Origin of the sequence: Phytoactinopolyspora endophytica, assembly GCF_004138495.1 — a bacterium.
Taxonomy (GTDB): Bacteria; Actinomycetota; Actinomycetes; order Jiangellales; family Jiangellaceae; genus Phytoactinopolyspora; species Phytoactinopolyspora endophytica.
Genome location: NZ_ML142857.1, coordinates 12,946 through 14,038, shown reverse-complemented (window position 1 = coordinate 14,038; position 1,093 = coordinate 12,946). Strand labels below are relative to the sequence as shown.

Genomic DNA, 1,093 nt, shown 5'->3' with positions numbered 1-1,093 from the left:
CGGGCCGAGCTGCTGGTCGCGCCCGGGTCCGTCTTCCGGATCCTCGTGAGACTGCTCTTCATGAAACTGCCCTTCTGGTGTAGGTGCTCCACGGCCACTCAGCGCCTCGAACGGAAGCCCAGGGTCGCGATCGCCCTGGAGGCCTCCGGGAGGTCGTAGTCGGGGAGGGTCTTCTCGAGAAAGGTGTAACCATCCGCCAGCGCCGGATCTTTCGAACCGGTCTCCCGCCACCACGTGGCGATGTCGCCCCAGCCCGGGGCGGCCAGCGCGCCGCCGAAGTGACGGACGGAGAGTGCCGCCGCGAGGTTGGCCAGCCGAAGTCGGTGCTCGAGCGGCCAACCGGCGACTGTGCCCATCATCAACCCGGCCGCGAAGACGTCGCCGGCGCCGGTCGGGTCGAGCGCCTCGACCGGTACGGCCGGCGCATGCACCGTGGAACCGGTCGCCTGATCGTGTGCGATCACGCCGTCGCCGCCACAGGTGACGACAGCGAGAGGCACGAGCTCTGAGAGCACGGCGAGGGCATCCGCGGGCGAGTCGGTCCGCGTATAGCTCATCGCCTCCACGGCGTTGGGGGAGAACGCGTAGCAGCCCTGCAGGCTCTCTCGCAGCCGGCCGATGTCCCAGCGGTCCTCCGGATCCCACCCGAGGTCGGCGAAGATCAGTCCTCCGTCGGCGGCGAACGCGTCCACCCAGGACTGGCGGTCGGCGCTCAGGTCGACGAACGACACGCGAGCCCGCGGAGGTTGCCGGACCAGACGAGCCTGGACGTCCGAGATGTGTCCGTGGGTGACCATGGTCCGGTCGCGCTCATAGACGGTCGAGACGGTCACGGGGGAGTGCCAGCCGGTGACGTAGCGGGAGAAGGTGAGGTCGACGCCTTCCTGGATGCCGAGGGTCTGGCGGCAGTAGTCGCCGTACAGGTCCTCGCCGAACGTGGCGGCGAGGCTGGTGCGCAGTCCAAGACGAGAGCAGGCGACGGCCATGTTGGCGACGCCTCCCGGGCTTGATCCCATGCCTGAGGCCCACACCTCGGTGCCGGTCTGAGGCGGCGCCTCCAGGCCGATGAAGATGATGTCGAAGAACACCGTCC

At 69.1% G+C, this 1,093-nt stretch carries 1 protein-coding gene; it reads right to left on the bottom strand.

The genetic code is table 11. The features are described from left to right. Positions 1-98: 98 nt before the first annotated feature. Positions 99-1,093 (bottom strand): PfkB family carbohydrate kinase (locus ELR45_RS17960; protein WP_205856807.1); only part of this gene is annotated, 995 nt, incomplete at its 5' end.